Below are 310 nucleotides of genomic sequence, written 5' to 3'. Positions count from 1 at the left end.
AAATTCACAAACTATTTCATTTTATCTAGAGGAAAATCTAGCTGCATCGATAGTACTATAAATATTCCTGATACAAACAGCCATGCTACCAGTGGTTTTTAATAATGAATTGGTAACATAACAAACATCGCAATAACAAATGGAACCGAATGCCACATACTCCAGCCATTATGATGAGAAATTATGCCAATGTGTAGGTTGATATATTCGAATGCAACGTATAGCGTAACCCAAAGTATGAAATGAAATATCCTTACACTCCATTTATTTGTTCCAAAGAAATACTTTAGATAAATCAAAATAGTTACAG

General features: G+C 31.9%; 1 pseudogene. It reads right to left on the bottom strand.

The features are described from left to right. Positions 1 to 98: 98 nt before the first annotated feature. Positions 99 to 310, bottom strand: a pseudogene (locus JKP73_RS23325) (CBO0543 family protein); the annotation flags it as partial.

Source organism: Virgibacillus salexigens (assembly GCF_014905415.1).
GTDB classification, from domain to species: Bacteria; Bacillota; Bacilli; order Bacillales; family Amphibacillaceae; genus Virgibacillus; species Virgibacillus salexigens.
The sequence above is the reverse complement of the archived record's forward strand: the minus strand, read 5'-3'. Positions and strand labels throughout refer to the sequence as shown.